This is a genomic window from Rubripirellula reticaptiva, assembly GCF_007860175.1.
GTDB lineage: Bacteria > Planctomycetota > Planctomycetia > Pirellulales > Pirellulaceae > Rubripirellula > Rubripirellula reticaptiva.
This window is the reverse complement of record NZ_SJPX01000002.1, coordinates 1,062,737-1,075,710: the sequence shown is the minus strand read 5'-3', so window position 1 is coordinate 1,075,710 and position 12,974 is coordinate 1,062,737. Positions and strand designations below refer to the sequence as shown.

14 protein-coding genes and 1 tRNA gene are annotated in these 12,974 nt (G+C 55.1%); 5 read left to right on the top strand and 10 right to left on the bottom strand.

The annotated features are described in order from the left end of the window. Nucleotides 1–182: 182 nt before the first annotated feature. The 5 genes from Poly59_RS10235 to Poly59_RS29335 form a co-directional block, all read right to left on the bottom strand. Nucleotides 183–629 carry a hypothetical protein gene (locus Poly59_RS10235; protein ID WP_146533954.1) on the bottom strand — a complete coding sequence of 149 codons (447 nt, stop codon included), beginning with the start codon at nt 627–629 and terminating at the stop codon, nt 183–185. Between the two features lie 34 nt (nt 630–663). Continuing rightward, nucleotides 664–2,034, bottom strand: coding sequence for a sigma-54-dependent transcriptional regulator (locus Poly59_RS10230; RefSeq protein WP_146533953.1), 1,371 nt, complete (start codon nt 2,032–2,034; stop codon nt 664–666). A 73-nt stretch (nt 2,035–2,107) separates the two neighbouring features. Further along, entirely contained in the window at nt 2,108–3,460 is a 1,353-nt protein-coding gene (locus Poly59_RS10225) for a sensor histidine kinase (RefSeq protein ID WP_186776141.1), read from the bottom strand. A 123-nt stretch (nt 3,461–3,583) separates the two neighbouring features. Continuing rightward, nucleotides 3,584–5,110 carry a Do family serine endopeptidase gene (locus Poly59_RS10220; RefSeq protein WP_186776140.1) on the bottom strand — a complete coding sequence of 509 codons (1,527 nt, stop codon included), beginning with the start codon at nt 5,108–5,110 and terminating at the stop codon, nt 3,584–3,586. Between the two features lie 52 nt (nt 5,111–5,162). Next, entirely contained in the window at nt 5,163–5,381 is a 219-nt protein-coding gene (locus tag Poly59_RS29335; RefSeq protein WP_186776139.1) for a hypothetical protein, read from the bottom strand. Between the two features lie 435 nt (nt 5,382–5,816). Between Poly59_RS29335 and Poly59_RS10215 the strand changes: the two genes are divergently transcribed. Beyond that, the gene (locus Poly59_RS10215; protein WP_146533950.1) at nt 5,817–6,395 is read left to right on the top strand and encodes a hypothetical protein; all 579 of its coding nucleotides are present in this window, start codon (nt 5,817–5,819) and stop codon (nt 6,393–6,395) included. Between the two features lie 48 nt (nt 6,396–6,443). Here the strand turns inward: Poly59_RS10215 and Poly59_RS10210 are convergent, their stop codons facing one another. Next, entirely contained in the window at nt 6,444–7,271 is an 828-nt protein-coding gene (locus Poly59_RS10210; RefSeq protein WP_146533949.1) for a CBS domain-containing protein, read from the bottom strand. A gap of 214 nt (nt 7,272–7,485) precedes the next feature. Here Poly59_RS10210 and Poly59_RS10205 point away from each other — a divergent pair, with 214 nt between their 5' ends. From Poly59_RS10205 to Poly59_RS10190, 4 genes are all read left to right on the top strand, one after another. Continuing rightward, nucleotides 7,486–8,136: a class I SAM-dependent methyltransferase gene (locus Poly59_RS10205; protein WP_146533948.1), complete on the top strand. Its 651-nt coding sequence runs from the start codon at nt 7,486–7,488 to the stop codon at nt 8,134–8,136. A gap of 110 nt (nt 8,137–8,246) precedes the next feature. Next, complete coding sequence (locus Poly59_RS10200) at nt 8,247–8,459, top strand: FAD-dependent monooxygenase (RefSeq protein WP_261343492.1); 213 nt, start codon at nt 8,247–8,249, stop codon at nt 8,457–8,459. Nucleotides 8,460–8,799: 340 nt separating this feature from the next. Beyond that, nucleotides 8,800–9,804: a DUF1353 domain-containing protein gene (locus Poly59_RS10195; protein WP_146533947.1), complete on the top strand. Its 1,005-nt coding sequence runs from the start codon at nt 8,800–8,802 to the stop codon at nt 9,802–9,804. A 124-nt stretch (nt 9,805–9,928) separates the two neighbouring features. Further along, complete coding sequence (locus Poly59_RS10190) at nt 9,929–11,263, top strand: NAD(P)/FAD-dependent oxidoreductase (RefSeq protein ID WP_246151531.1); 1,335 nt, start codon at nt 9,929–9,931, stop codon at nt 11,261–11,263. A gap of 143 nt (nt 11,264–11,406) precedes the next feature. On the opposite strand, the gene Poly59_RS10185 is transcribed toward Poly59_RS10190, so the two are convergent. The 4 genes from Poly59_RS10185 to Poly59_RS29330 form a co-directional block, all read right to left on the bottom strand. Next, nucleotides 11,407–11,488, bottom strand: a tRNA-Ser gene (locus tag Poly59_RS10185). 7 nt (nt 11,489–11,495) lie between these two features. Continuing rightward, nucleotides 11,496–11,915, bottom strand: a complete 420-nt coding sequence (locus Poly59_RS10180) for a hypothetical protein (RefSeq protein WP_146533946.1) — start codon at nt 11,913–11,915, stop codon at nt 11,496–11,498. Continuing rightward, complete coding sequence (locus Poly59_RS10175; RefSeq protein ID WP_146533945.1) at nt 11,912–12,223, bottom strand: hypothetical protein; 312 nt, start codon at nt 12,221–12,223, stop codon at nt 11,912–11,914. The genes Poly59_RS10180 and Poly59_RS10175 overlap by 4 nt, the downstream gene beginning before the upstream one ends. A gap of 147 nt (nt 12,224–12,370) precedes the next feature. After that, entirely contained in the window at nt 12,371–12,853 is a 483-nt protein-coding gene (locus Poly59_RS29330; RefSeq protein ID WP_186776138.1) for a response regulator, read from the bottom strand. Nucleotides 12,854–12,974: the final 121 nt, after the last annotated feature.

Below are 12,974 nucleotides of genomic sequence, written 5' to 3'. Positions count from 1 at the left end.
GGTTGGTTGTGAGCTAAGGTTGGTATGGATTGAGGGGAGAGACAGCTTGACTTAGGCTTCCAGCATGGGCATGCATATCAACGCAGGTTGGAAGCCTACGCCACGGCACCGCGCAGCAAACACGTCGGTTGAGTCAAGCTGAGAGATCTGACAACGTTAAATTGTCAAAAGAAGAGGCTGATTTAAATCAGCAAAGATTGGTGCGCAATTCGCGCATCGCGGCCACTAAGATACCCCGATGTGTTTAGGTGATCGAAGTTCGATCCGGCGCTCTGAGTCGAGATCCGCGAGAGCGGAAATTCGATGGAGGCAAGGAAGACGCTGAATTCAACATCAGCCGTCGCGAATGCCTCGCCATCATTTTGAGTGATCGCACCCTTGCAGATGCAGTCTTGGCAATTGCACCCGTCATCAGGGAAATCGCCGGACTCTTCGCTCGCGTCCGAACCGGTGTCGCACGCATCGCAGCAGGAGCATCCCTTGGTCTGAACGTTGCCATCAGCAAGCGACGCCACCGAATGCGCAAAGCACCGCACTGGGCAAGCCAGCAACGCGGCGATCAGCAATAGATGCAGTGTCGTTCGGAACATGAAGACCATGCTACGAGACAACTGGTCGCGAAGCAACATTAGAAGTCCTAAATTCGTTCTTGCATTCAACGGCTCAATCGGCCGAGTCCTTCAGTTTTCGGTAGATCGTTTTGCGATCGAGGCCAAGGATGCGGGCGGCTTGGGTTTGGTTGCCTCCGACGGCTTCGACGACGTGCGCGATGTAGCGGCGTTCGATTTCTTCCATCGAAACAAGTTCAGTCGGGTCGAGCCCCCCGATGAAAACCGTGCCAGATTTGAAGTTGCGGATTTTCTCCGGAAGATCCTCTGCCGTGATTTTTGTGTGGCGAGTTAGTGCAACCGCTCGTTCGATCACATTGCGAAGTTCACGCACGTTGCCGGGCCAAGAGTAGCTAAGCAGTTTTTCTGCGACTCCATCGGCGAGCCCTTCGAGTGGTTTGTTTTCGCGTTCAGCGAAACGCCGCAGGAAGTGTTCGGCGAGTCTCAAAATGTCGGTGCCGCGTGAACGCAGGGGCGGAAGTTCGAGTCCGATCACGTTGATACGGTAGTAAAGGTCTTCGCGGAAACGTTCTTCGGCGACTGCGGTTTCAAGGTCGCGGTTGGTCGCGGTTAGGACTCGTACATCGAATGGTGATTCTTTGTCACTGCCAACTGGCCGGACTTTGCGTTCTTCCAGCGCTCGTAGCAATTTGACTTGCATCGACACCGGCATTTCACCCATCTCGTCTAACAGCAACGTGCCGCCGTTGGCTTCCAAGAACAATCCTCGCCGCTCGCCTCGCGCGTCCGTGAACGCTCCTTTGACGTGCCCAAACAATTCGCTCTCTAACAAGTGTTCGGACAATGCAGCACAGTTGACCGCGACGAACGGCTTTTTGCTGCGACGACTATTGGCGTGGATCGATCGGGCCACAAGTTCCTTGCCGGTACCGCTTTCGCCGGTAATCAAGACGGCGGCATCGGACTGGGCTACTTGATGAAGCTGGTCATAAAGCCTCAGCATCGTGTCGCTTTGCCCAATGACTTCGCCGAACGACTTCAGGTCCCCCGATGCTGCTTCCAGCAACCGTACTTGCTCGGTCAATCGCCGATGGGTTATCGCACGGTTGAGCGTGATCGAAAGCAAGTCCATTTCGATAGGTTTGGTGATGAAGTCGTAGGCACCCGAGCGGATGGCTGCGACGGCGGTTTCAAGTGTTCCAAAAGCCGTCATCACGATCACGGGGATGTCTGGTCGAAGTTCCGTGAGTTGTTGGCACAGTTGCAGTCCGCTGCTGCCTGGCATCCGAACATCGGTTAGCACGACGTCAAAATCCTGTTGTTGCATTGCATCGACCGCGGCTGTGGCAGACTGACACCATTGGCTGTCGATGTCACGCAGTCGCAAATCGGTTTCGATCAGCTCGCACATGCTTTGTTCATCGTCAACGATCAGGACTCGTGGGGTGGTTTGCTCGTCTTTCATCAGATGTCTTTCGTCACCGCAGTTTGGGCTGCCAGTCGGGATGGATTGAAAACGCACAAGCGGGCAGCCTGTGTCATGACGCAGTTGGAAACGTTAATCGAAAGGTCGTGCCACATCCTTCGTTGCTATCAACGTTGATTTCGCCGCCATGATCGCGAACGATCCCATAGGCGATCGACAAACCAAGTCCCGTTCCTTGGCCAACATCTTTGGTTGTGAAAAATGGCTCGAACACGTGTCCGATGTTCTCATGTTCGATGCCGGTCCCGGTGTCGGCCACGGTAAGTTTTGCTAGTTCGCCGTCTCGGTCCAGTGCGACGTTGACTGTGCCACCTTCGGGCATCGCTTGAATCGCGTTGACGATTAGGTTGGAAATAACCTGTTGCAATTGTGCCGGGTCACCGATGACGTGAATTGGTTCGTCGTCAAGGTTTAGTTGCAATTCGACGGCGGACTTTTGAGCCAGCGGCTTCATCAGTTCGCAGGTTAGGATCGCGACCTCGTTCAAGTCGACCGACGTGCGAGCCGAAGGAGCTTGCCGAGCAAAGTCGAGCAACTGTCGAATAATCGCCGTCATACGATCGGCTTCTTTCTTGATGACTTGGGCGCTCGACTCAATTTCGTCGGGGGACAGTCTACCACTCGCGATCAAACCGGCGCGGCCCGATACAACGTTCAGTGGCGTGCCCAGTTCGTGCGCCATTCCGGCGGCCAGTGTTCCGACAGTGCCCAAACGATCTGTGTGGCGAATCGCGTTCTGTTGTTCGCTTAGTCGATGGCTCATTTGACTGATTGCGACGGCTAAACGCCCGAGTTCATCGTTGGTCGAAATCGCTGGTGGCTGAGCAAGCTTGCCCTCGCCGATGGTGTTGACTTGGTCGATCAACTTGCCAAGTGGTTTGGCAACCATTTGCACTCCACCAGCATAGATCACGCCTGCTGAAAACAAAGTGACACCAAGCAACGATACGATCGACGCCAGCAATGAATCACGAGCATGTGCGTCGTGATCGATCATCGTTTGTGCCACTTCGACGGCTCCCGCGTCGTCGCCGTCGATTTTTAGTGGCACGTAGGAATAGGCCGTTCGTGTTCCGTTCTGGTCGGTGATCGAGACGCTGGAAATTTCGCGAGATGTTAGTTGTGTCCCGGTTGATGGAACTTCGCGACCGTCAACCCATCGCATCGGCGTACGATCAAGGTTACGAGTGGAGTATTCGATTGCTTTTTGAATCGTCACCGTTCCGCCATCACGATACGCGGTTTCGATGGCCGGTTTTAGAGCCGTCACCAGATCATCGGCGTGTGCCTCGCGGCTCTGGTGCTCCCACACGCGTTGACTCCGAATCGTTTGCCAGGTGAACAACGACACGATAGCAAGAACGCCAAGCATGAAGATCAGAATTAATTTTGCAGCGAGTTTCATTTTGGTTGGTTCACCGTCGTGGGCTGCCGCCGAGAAAATAGAACGGCCAGTGCTCATTATAGAACGAACACTGGCCGCGTTTAGCTCAACTTTGTCATCGCATCCTAGCGGTCGGCAAGATCATCAGTTCGTCACGACGACAAAGCGTGATCCGTTTTCGCCGCGGACTAATAGAAGAATCGATCCGTCCGCGTCTGTTTTGACGATCTTGGCAAAGTCCTCTGCGGTTGTGACGTCCTGGCGATTGACTTGCGAGATCACCATGCCGGGCGCCAAACCAGCCTCCGCAGCCGAACTGCCATCTTGCACAGCCGTGATCACGACACCCGCTTGTTTTGTCATACCAAGTTGTTTGGCAACGTCCTTGGTTAGCGGAGCGATTTCAAGCCCGAGTGTCTGCATCTTCACGCCGTCGGAATCTTTTTTGGGGCTGACGCTAACGCCAAAGTCACCGGGCACCGATTCAGCGTGATAGGTCAGCTCCATTGCCTTTCCGTCTCGGACGATGCTGATCGGTGAAGTTTGACCAACCGTCGATCGCTCGACCGCCAATTGCAATTGCTGAGGCGTTGTCACGGCATGGCCAGCCAACTTCATGATCACGTCACCTACTTTGAGACCTGATTTTTCAGCAGGCGTGCCAGTCATCACACTCGTCACCGCGACTCCGCTGCGTGGTGGAACACCAAGCTGCGTGGCCAATTCATAGCTCACCGGTTGGATCGCAACACCCAGGTACGATCGTTGGACTTTTCCGGACGTCACCAACTGGTTGCTAACCCAGTAAGCCAAATTCGATGGCACGGCAAAGCCGACGCCGTTGTTGCCGCCGCCGCGTGAGGAAATCGCTGTGTTGATTCCGATCACCTCGCCACGAAGGTTCACCAATGGTCCGCCGCTGTTACCTGGATTGATCGCCGCGTCGGTTTGGATAAAGTTCTCGCGGTCGGTAATGCCGATGCCTCGATTTTTTGCACTGACGATCCCTGCTGTAACGGTGCTTTCCAATCCAAACGGTTGACCGAGGGCCACGACCCAGTCGCCCACCGCCATCGTGTCGCTATCGCCAATCGCGGCAGCAACCAAGCTTGGGTCTCCGTTGAATTTGACAACGGCAATGTCGGTCTTGGGATCCGTTAGAACTTCGGTCGCAACGAACTCGCGTCCGTCTTGAGTTCGCACGATGACCTTGCCGCCACCTTCGACGACGTGGTTGTTGGTCAGTACGATACCGGCCGAGTCAATGATCACGCCCGAGCCGATTCCGGCTTGCGAGCGAGGTGCTTGCGGAGTCATTCCCCGCATTCCCGACTGGCCCCGAAACATGTCTTCGAACGGAGTGCCCTTGAAGGGGTTGGGCTGGCCGAGCGAGTCGTCGTTCATTGCGGGCTTCTTCGCTTGCCAAGAAGTGTCAGGCCGGTTCTCAATCGCAACAACGGATGGCAAGACGTGGGTCGCAACGTTGCGGAACGCCTCCGAAAGCGAGTTGGCTACGTTGAGTGTTTCCGGCGAAACCTCTAGCGGCCGAGCAGTAGCGATTGGCTTGACCGAGTGCGTTGCGGGAGAAGCCGCAATCAATAGTCCGGTTGCCGCGATCGTCAGCGGTGCCGCAATCAAGGCAGCAATGGTTTTGGATCGTCTACGTTTCATTTTGGATTCCTTGAAGGAGTGAATTGCAGTTGGTGTTAAGAACGGTGTCCGTTCAATTGGATTGCGATATGTTGGCCGCCACATCAGCGACATGGACCAACGGCGGAAGCCAAGCGGTGACCAGAGGGACGAGGCGTCGTTTTCGCTGTGCGTCGCTCCAGCGTTGACGGACGGCAGCTGCGCGAGTGCGAATTTGATCCGGTGTTGGATCTGACGCTGAGCCTCGGGCTGCGTCTTGGTCAACTTCTAAATCGGCAGCAAACAGATTCATGGCAACACCTCTCGTGATGGACTCTGTCAGTCGCAACCACACGTCACGAACAACCGACAGGTCACGATTAAGCACTCGCTGTGCCAATCGATTGATTGAAACTCCTTGCCTGCAATCGGATGGCGAGTTGCTCCGTAAAAGAGGGTTGTTCTCGCGTGATGCAACTTGCATCTAGCGGTTTTGCAAAACTCGATCGTCCGATGCGGCCGGGGACAAAAGTCACAGTGGGGAAAAATGCCCCGATTGAATTCGAGTCTGTGTTTCACGGCACATTCGCCTCGGCGCGTCTTCACAAGGTGTCAACGTTCGCTATGAATCACTATGTCAACGACCCCACATGATGAAAACTGATTTCGGAGTTCGACAACATTGACTTCTGACGCCGGCAACCGAACAGTCCGTTTGCAAACTGTTGTTCCCAAACGGAGATAGGAAATGTGCATTCGATTCTTAGTTGCCTGCTGTCTGCTCTCACCAGCCGCCGTGGTTTCCGCGCAGGTCAGTCCAGGCGGAGCTTGTGATGGAGACTGTCAGCACTCGCATCCGCCGACTGGTTCAGCCTTTGGCGGCGACAATCCCGATCCTTGGTCGTCCCGAATGTATGGCGATGTTTATGGTGCTCGCGCCCAAGCAGGCTACGGTGCACCGCAGCAAAGCCAGCCAATGCAAAACCAGGCGATGGGGATGCCGCCGTACGATCAATCCCGGTCTTCACAGCCTGTGCATCGTCGCCACTCGCACAGCGGATCGTGCCGTCATGGCGGAGGTCATGGCTCTTGGCCCGGCGCTCAAAATGGCGGACGGTACGGATATCAGTACAGCGAAAGTGGGAGGAATCCGGGAGTGCCGCCACTAGGTTTCGCTGCACCGGGCAATCCGTTGCAATCACCAAGCGACCGCCAGCAAATCGAACAGCCGTCGTTGCCGCCCGCCTTTCCACAAGCTTCGCCACAGGTCTATCGTCAACAACGGCAACCGACACCTGCAAATCGCTCAAGCTATTGGAATATCTGAGCACTCAGCTGGCACACACTGATTTAGACCTAATCCTAAAAGTTTTGCCTAGGACTTTAGGCGAGCGAGTTTGGATAGCACGTCTTTCAAGGTCACGATACCGATCAGGTTCTCGTATTCGTCAAGCACGAATGCCATCGGCACGCCTTCTTTTTGAAAGTGCTGCAGCACCTTGCTTACCGGAGTGCTATCGGGAATCTGGTCAGGTTTTTCCAGGATTGAATGGATATCAAATCCGTCGCTCTCGGCAACCAAGATGTCTTTGATGTGGACGACGCCCAACATTTTGTCGAGCGAATGATCACAGACGGGATAACGCGAGTGCATTGATTCTCGCACTTGTTTTCGCATCTGGTCCACCGAGTCGTTGATGTCCAGAAAAGCGATTTCGCGGCGCGGCCGAATCACTCGCCGAACGATCACGTCGTCAAAGGCAACTTTGTCGACTTCGCGAAAATCGATCGGCGTCGGACGCTCGTCGGTCGATTCACCCTGGGACGTCGATTTGGCATCACCTTTGGCCGGCAATAGATCACAGTTGCAGTTTTCGCACGTTGTCACTCCCGCGGGATAAGTCGTCCCACACTCACCACAACGTCGGGATTCCTTCGGAGGTGGTGGGACATAATCACCAAGAATCCGCATCACACCGGTCTCGCTTGCCCAGTCGCCCGGTCTTTTCAAATCCTTACCATCCGATTCCTGGGTCGGTTGAACGGCAACGACATGTGCCGCTTGAGAATCCGGGCGTCTGAAAACGAACTCTGCGTGGCAGTGCGGACATCTTACTTGGCGGTTCAGCCAGCCAAGATCGCCACGCACGCGATGACCGCTGGGACACTCGGACGTGACGAATTCAGTGGTGTTGTTGTTCATGTTATTCGCCAAACTTGTTATCGAGAGTATGGTTTAAAGCTTAGTTTAGAGCATTCGGTTTATGCAATTCTACCGCTGCTTGACTTTGTTTTGACCACTTTTGCCGATCGTGCGACAAACAGGGGTGATGTAGTCGTGGCACGTCCATGACGGTGCACCGTATATTGCAATTCTGCCGCCTATCTCGGAACCTGTTCGATAAAAAAGTTCATCGATGACATCCAATCCGACACAACATTTTTACGATCGTATTAGCCACGTCTACGATTTGATTGCCGATGGTGGCGAACATGTGGCGCGCGAAAAGGGATTGGAGTTGCTGGCTGTCCAGCCCGGTGAATCGGTGCTTGAAGTTGGCTTCGGCACGGGCCATTCGGTCGTGACATTGGCTGACGCGGTGGGCGAGCACGGCAAGGTGAGCGGCATCGACATTTCGCCTGGGATGCGAGATGTGGCGATGAAGCGAGTTCGTGAAGCCGATTGTGCAGACCGTGTGGATCTGGTTGTCCAGGCGGCCCCACCTTTGCCATTCGCCGATGATTCATTTGACGTCGTGACGATGAGCTTCACGTTAGAATTGTTTTTACTCGACACGATTCCCGCAGTGCTTGCCGAATGCAGACGAGTTTTGAAGCCTGGGGGCCGGCTTGGTGTGGTCAGCATGGCGGCGGTCGAAGATGGTGACCGCGAAAGTGCGTTGGAACGTACCTACATTTGGATGCATACGCACTTTCCTCACATCGTCGACTGCCAGCCGATACCACTTGAAAAGATGCTGCAGGACGCTGGGTTCGTGATGACAAGGCACGAACGCACTGACTTGTTCACCATGCCAGTCGCGATTGCAGTTGCCGAAGTTGCATGAACCGGTCTCTCGGGGAATGGCGTTTGTTTCGCTAGTTCTCAAATTAGCTAGCCGTCGATCCCGTCAACATCGTCAGCAAGATGACAGGCACGACCTAGCCGACTTGCGGCATCGTTGGTGGCGGGCCCGTGGGAATGTTTTTGGGCTATCTGCTTGCTCGTAGCGGAGTCGAAGTGATCGTGTCGGAGAAGCATAGCGATTTCTTACGAGGCTTCCGCGGCGACACGATTCAAAATGCGGTGGCTGCGGCTAACCTTTGGGTCAGAACGCTGTGCGATGCGGATCTTGCCGCCGTTCAAGGCCGCCGCGAATTTCTAAAGTGAAAGTTGCAGTGGCTGCAGCGGATCGCGCATCATCAGCTATTCGGTCGCGGCCGAAATCCGAGGTGACCTTTCTCGCCGCGATGGTATTTGAGGTGGAATGTGGCACCACTGGTCCCGATCCTTTGTCGGAAAGCGGAGCAGTGGATCGAAATGAGGGGCAACCCGAACTCGTCGAGACGAAACCAAAAGCGGTCTAGTTTTGCGGGCGCTGGAATCGCTTGGTCGCCGGGATTCCGACGCAGTCGACACTTTCAGCGATGTCAAACTCAGCGTTCTTCTCTGGTTTTCAGTCGCGAATCTTTGGTACTTGATCAAGATCAACTTTCAAAGGATTGAAACGATGCGACTATCTCTTGCCTTCGGTTTGTGCACGTTCGCGTTTTTGGCAGGATGCAACCCAACCACCGTGTCCGACTCAGCAGATTTCGGACGGTTCGAAGGTGACATTGTTGCGTCGTGGGCCGAAAACGGTCGCGACATGGTTTTGCGTGACACGTTTCGGTATGTGGACAGCGCAAATCGCGAGTGGACTGCGCCAGCCGGATCCGTGGTCAACGGAGCGTCGATTCCTGCTGCGTTTTGGTCGGTGATCGGTGGCCCGTTTGAAGGCAAGTATCGAAACGCCTCGGTCGTGCACGATGTGGGCTGCGATGAAATGCGGCAATCGTGGAAAGACGTCCACAAGATGTTTTATGAAGCGTGTCGTTGCGGCGGTGTTGATGATTCCCAAGCCAAAATGATGTACTACGCGGTCTATCACTTCGGACCTCGATGGGAGCCCATGGCCGAAACGATCGTCCAGAGTGTCGACGCGGGCAATGGCCAAACCGTTTTGCAGGAAGTCGCATCACAACGCATGGCTCGGATTGACCCACCGCCACCGACGGCCGAAGAAATCCAGCAGGTCGAGGCGTTTGTAGCAGAAGAAAATCCGCACCCCGAAGCGATCCGCGAGCTGGATCGGTATCAGTTGCATCGCCGAAGTGGACATGGTGATCGCAGGGATCGCATCAGCTCGACCAGCGATCGTTCGCGAGATTTTGCCAGTCGATGGGACAATCAAGAGCGCGCGGTACGTTCATACCACCGAGGCAGCAGTCGTTCCGGTTTGCAACCTGCTACGGAAGACGCAGTCATTGCCAAAGTACGCGAACACGTCGAACAACAAACCGGCGAACTACGACCCGCAGTCTACACCGTCGAGCCGGGACGGGACGCCTATCGTGTTTCAGTGCAATACGTTCACGAAGATGAGCAAGGTCAAGTCGTGGCCGACGAAGGCGGGCTAAGTACCGCACTCGTATCGGGCGAAGGAAAGCTGATCGAGTTCGTTAACGGCCGATGATCCAGGCGGTCGACAAACTGGGGAAGTAACGTTTTTTGCATGCGTGCATAACGGTAGGCGATACAATTCGGCTTCATGCAGAGTGCATGATTACCCCCGTGCTTTCCTTCTTTGGAATCGAAGTTTGACGTCACCCGAAACGATCACGGATCCCGCAAAGCCTGTTCCCCACGTCGTCATCGTGGGCGGAGGCTTCGGAGGACTTGAAACGGCCAAGCGACTGCATCAATCTCGCGTGCGGGTAACGATCGTTGATCGACACAACTATCACCTCTTCCAGCCCCTGCTTTATCAAGTCGCCACGGGCGGACTTTCGCCTGCGAACATTGCGACGCCGATACGTGCAATTGTCAGGAAGCAAGCGAACTGCGAAGTCTTGTTGGCGGAAGTCACCGGTTTTGACGTTGCGGAAAATCGGTTGTTGCTCGCCGACGGAGAACTCCGCTATGACGTGCTCGTGTTGGCCGCCGGCGCAACCCACAGTTACTTCGGTCACGACGAATGGGGGCCGCTGGCGCCTGGGTTGAAGACGGTCGCCGACGCTACGGAAATTCGCCGCCGAGTCTACATGGCTTTCGAAACAGCCGAGCGAGAGCCTGACCCCGAAGCACGAAAGGCGATGCTGACGTTTGTGATCGTGGGCGGTGGGCCAACCGGAGTGGAGCTAGCCGGTGCGTTGTCAGAGATCGCCAACCACACACTCAAGCAAGACTTTCGTCACATCAATTCGCAAGACGCTCGGATTCTGATCGTCGAAGCCGCACCGCACCTGCTCAATCACTATCCAGAAGAGCTCTGCAAGCGTGCGGCCGAGAAAGTACGGTCAATGGGAATCGAAGTTCATACGCACACAAAGGTCACGGAAATCGCACCTGGCTTTGTACGATTGGCTACCTCCGACACTGAATTTGTTGTACCGACGGAGACTGTCTTGTGGGGCGCCGGCGTGCAGGCCAGCCCGCTTGGAAAGAAGCTGGCTGCTGCATGTGGTGTTGAAACGGATCGTGCGGGGCATCTTCCGGTCACCGGCCAATTGAACATTGTCGGTCACGAGAACATTTACGCAATCGGTGACATCGCCACTTGTCTGGACAAAACCGGCAAGCCGTTGCCCGGCTTAGCTGCCGTCGCGATCCAACAGGGAGCCTACGTCGCGCGGTGTCTGTCGAATTCACCGCAACATAATCGTTCGGTCAAGCCGTTTCGATACAAAGATCGTGGCACCATGGCGACGATTGGCCGTGCCGCAGCAGTTGCCCAGATCGGTAAACGCCAGTTCTGTGGATTCTTTGCTTGGCTGCTTTGGCTGTTCGTCCATTTGATGTTGATCGTGCAGTTCCAAAACCGGGTGTTGATCTTGTTGCAATGGGGTTGGAACTACACAACCTTCAATCGCAGCAATCGGATCATCCTGGGCCAGCAGCCCACGATCGAAAAACCAAGATCCGCGTCAAGCTGATTGGCACGGAGGCCATTGGTGCTGCGGCCGACACAATCTTCGAATGAACGACGAGTCAAGTTTCGGCTTGCCGTCGGTTTTCGTCCGTGTGCCAACGAAAACACCCTCAAAAACTGGGCGTTTTTGAGGGTGTTTCGATAGAGCGGAGGACACGGGACTCGAACCCGCAATCCATTGCTGGACAACTGATTTCGAATCAGCCTGCTAGCCATTCGCTTATCCTCCGAACGACTTAAGGTATATTCCCTTGCGTTGCCGTTCTCGTCAAGTCGACCGACCAGGGGCCTGGCAAACTTGACGAACGAAGTTCGTTGACGATCGACGCGATTGCCGGGTCATTGGCCAAGGTTGCTTCGATTTTTGCGGCATTTTCGTGGTTTTCGTTGACCTGGATGGTGCCATTGGCAAGGACCGAGATTTGGTTGGGTGGGTTCGCACCGAGTCCAAATTCGGCCAGACGATCGCTGATCGCCTGGGTCAGCTTTTCCAAAATTGCCTTTGGGTCCGACACGACATTGTCGGTGAGTTGCGAAACCGCGGGTGAGTTCAGCACTTCGTCGAAGCTCAGCACTTCGCCAATTTGCTGGACAGCCTTGGTGGCAAGCACCGCAGCGCCGATGATCGCACCGGTCGATTGCAGTGGCAAACTCAATGCTTGTGCTCGGTTTGAAAGCCGTATTCTTTGAGCCAATTTTCCCACTTGTGGGCGTCGTCATGCGAATCGAGCTTCAGTTCACGCCACGCGGGACATCGGTATTTGACGTCAACGTGGCCGTCGTGTTGGCCTTTTTGCAGCTCGCAGCCGAGTTTCTTGAGTGTGGCCGCGATCGTGTCGGCTTTCTTGGTGTCGTGAACGTGCTTCGCTTTCCACTCTTTGCACTGGTAGCGGACGATTTCGTCGGCAAAGGCAAAGCCGGGCATCGCCATCATGACGGCGGCGAGAATGAGACGTCGAAACATGGAAGGGCTTCCTAGGTAGGGTTGGAGCGATGTCGGGTTTGGACCGAGCGAATGGATTGCAAGCGGCAGTGAACAGGTTACGGAAACTGATCAGGCTACGGAAATAGAGAATTGGTTGATTCGCCGTCAATACGTGACCGCGATCCGTTACAGCGACACCCATCCGGGCCGGCTGGGTTTTGAGCCGCGACGTCGGTGAGCCGCAATCAAATTGGGCATCCATAGGATTTGATCAACGACCGCGATCAGTGAGTGCGGATCGATAGGCTTGAACAAGCAGCGGGTTGCCTGGGGCATGGTCTCGGTCTTCTTTTCGAGCCCGGCCCACTGGCTGCCGGCAATCAGCACGGCTGGCAGTTCTTCATAAGAGTCAATGCTGCGGATTTTTTGTAGCGTTTTCAAGACTTCGGCAGCGTCGTCGCCAACATCGGCCACCAATAAATCTTGGCGTCCCATCGAAAGTGCTTCAACGGCCGAGGCGTTGTTGCGAGCGCAAACGCAAGCGTAACCTTGGTGATCCAGTACCCCTGCGAGGGTCAGCAGCGACACCGGGCTAGCATCCAGGACGATGATCGACGCTTGCCGCGATAGTTTTGTGGGCGGTCCGTGGCCGGGCTGGATTTCGTGCATGAACCTTGGGGTCCGAATTTCGATGGAGGTACAAGCAAAGTGTTTTTGCGCCGTGATGTGTGTCGACAAATTCTGGCCTACGCTCTGGCCAGGTTTTGTTGCAAGATCGGATGCTTTTCCG

Excerpts from the sequence above, each read along its gene's own strand:
- Poly59_RS10235 (WP_146533954.1), bottom strand. The coding sequence starts at position 629 with ATGTTGCTTCGCGACCAGTTGTCTCGTAGCATGGTCTTCATGTTCCGA.
- Poly59_RS10230 (WP_146533953.1), bottom strand. The coding sequence starts at position 2,034 with ATGAAAGACGAGCAAACCACCCCACGAGTCCTGATCGTTGACGATGAA.
- Poly59_RS10225 (WP_186776141.1), bottom strand. The coding sequence starts at position 3,460 with ATGAAACTCGCTGCAAAATTAATTCTGATCTTCATGCTTGGCGTTCTT.
- Poly59_RS10220 (WP_186776140.1), bottom strand. The coding sequence starts at position 5,110 with ATGAAACGTAGACGATCCAAAACCATTGCTGCCTTGATTGCGGCACCG.
- Poly59_RS29335 (WP_186776139.1), bottom strand. The coding sequence starts at position 5,381 with ATGAATCTGTTTGCTGCCGATTTAGAAGTTGACCAAGACGCAGCCCGA.
- Poly59_RS10215 (WP_146533950.1), top strand. The coding sequence starts at position 5,817 with ATGTGCATTCGATTCTTAGTTGCCTGCTGTCTGCTCTCACCAGCCGCC.
- Poly59_RS10210 (WP_146533949.1), bottom strand. The coding sequence starts at position 7,271 with ATGAACAACAACACCACTGAATTCGTCACGTCCGAGTGTCCCAGCGGT.
- Poly59_RS10205 (WP_146533948.1), top strand. The coding sequence starts at position 7,486 with ATGACATCCAATCCGACACAACATTTTTACGATCGTATTAGCCACGTC.
- Poly59_RS10195 (WP_146533947.1), top strand. The coding sequence starts at position 8,800 with ATGCGACTATCTCTTGCCTTCGGTTTGTGCACGTTCGCGTTTTTGGCA.
- Poly59_RS10175 (WP_146533945.1), bottom strand. The coding sequence starts at position 12,223 with ATGTTTCGACGTCTCATTCTCGCCGCCGTCATGATGGCGATGCCCGGC.
- Poly59_RS29330 (WP_186776138.1), bottom strand. The coding sequence starts at position 12,853 with ATGCACGAAATCCAGCCCGGCCACGGACCGCCCACAAAACTATCGCGG.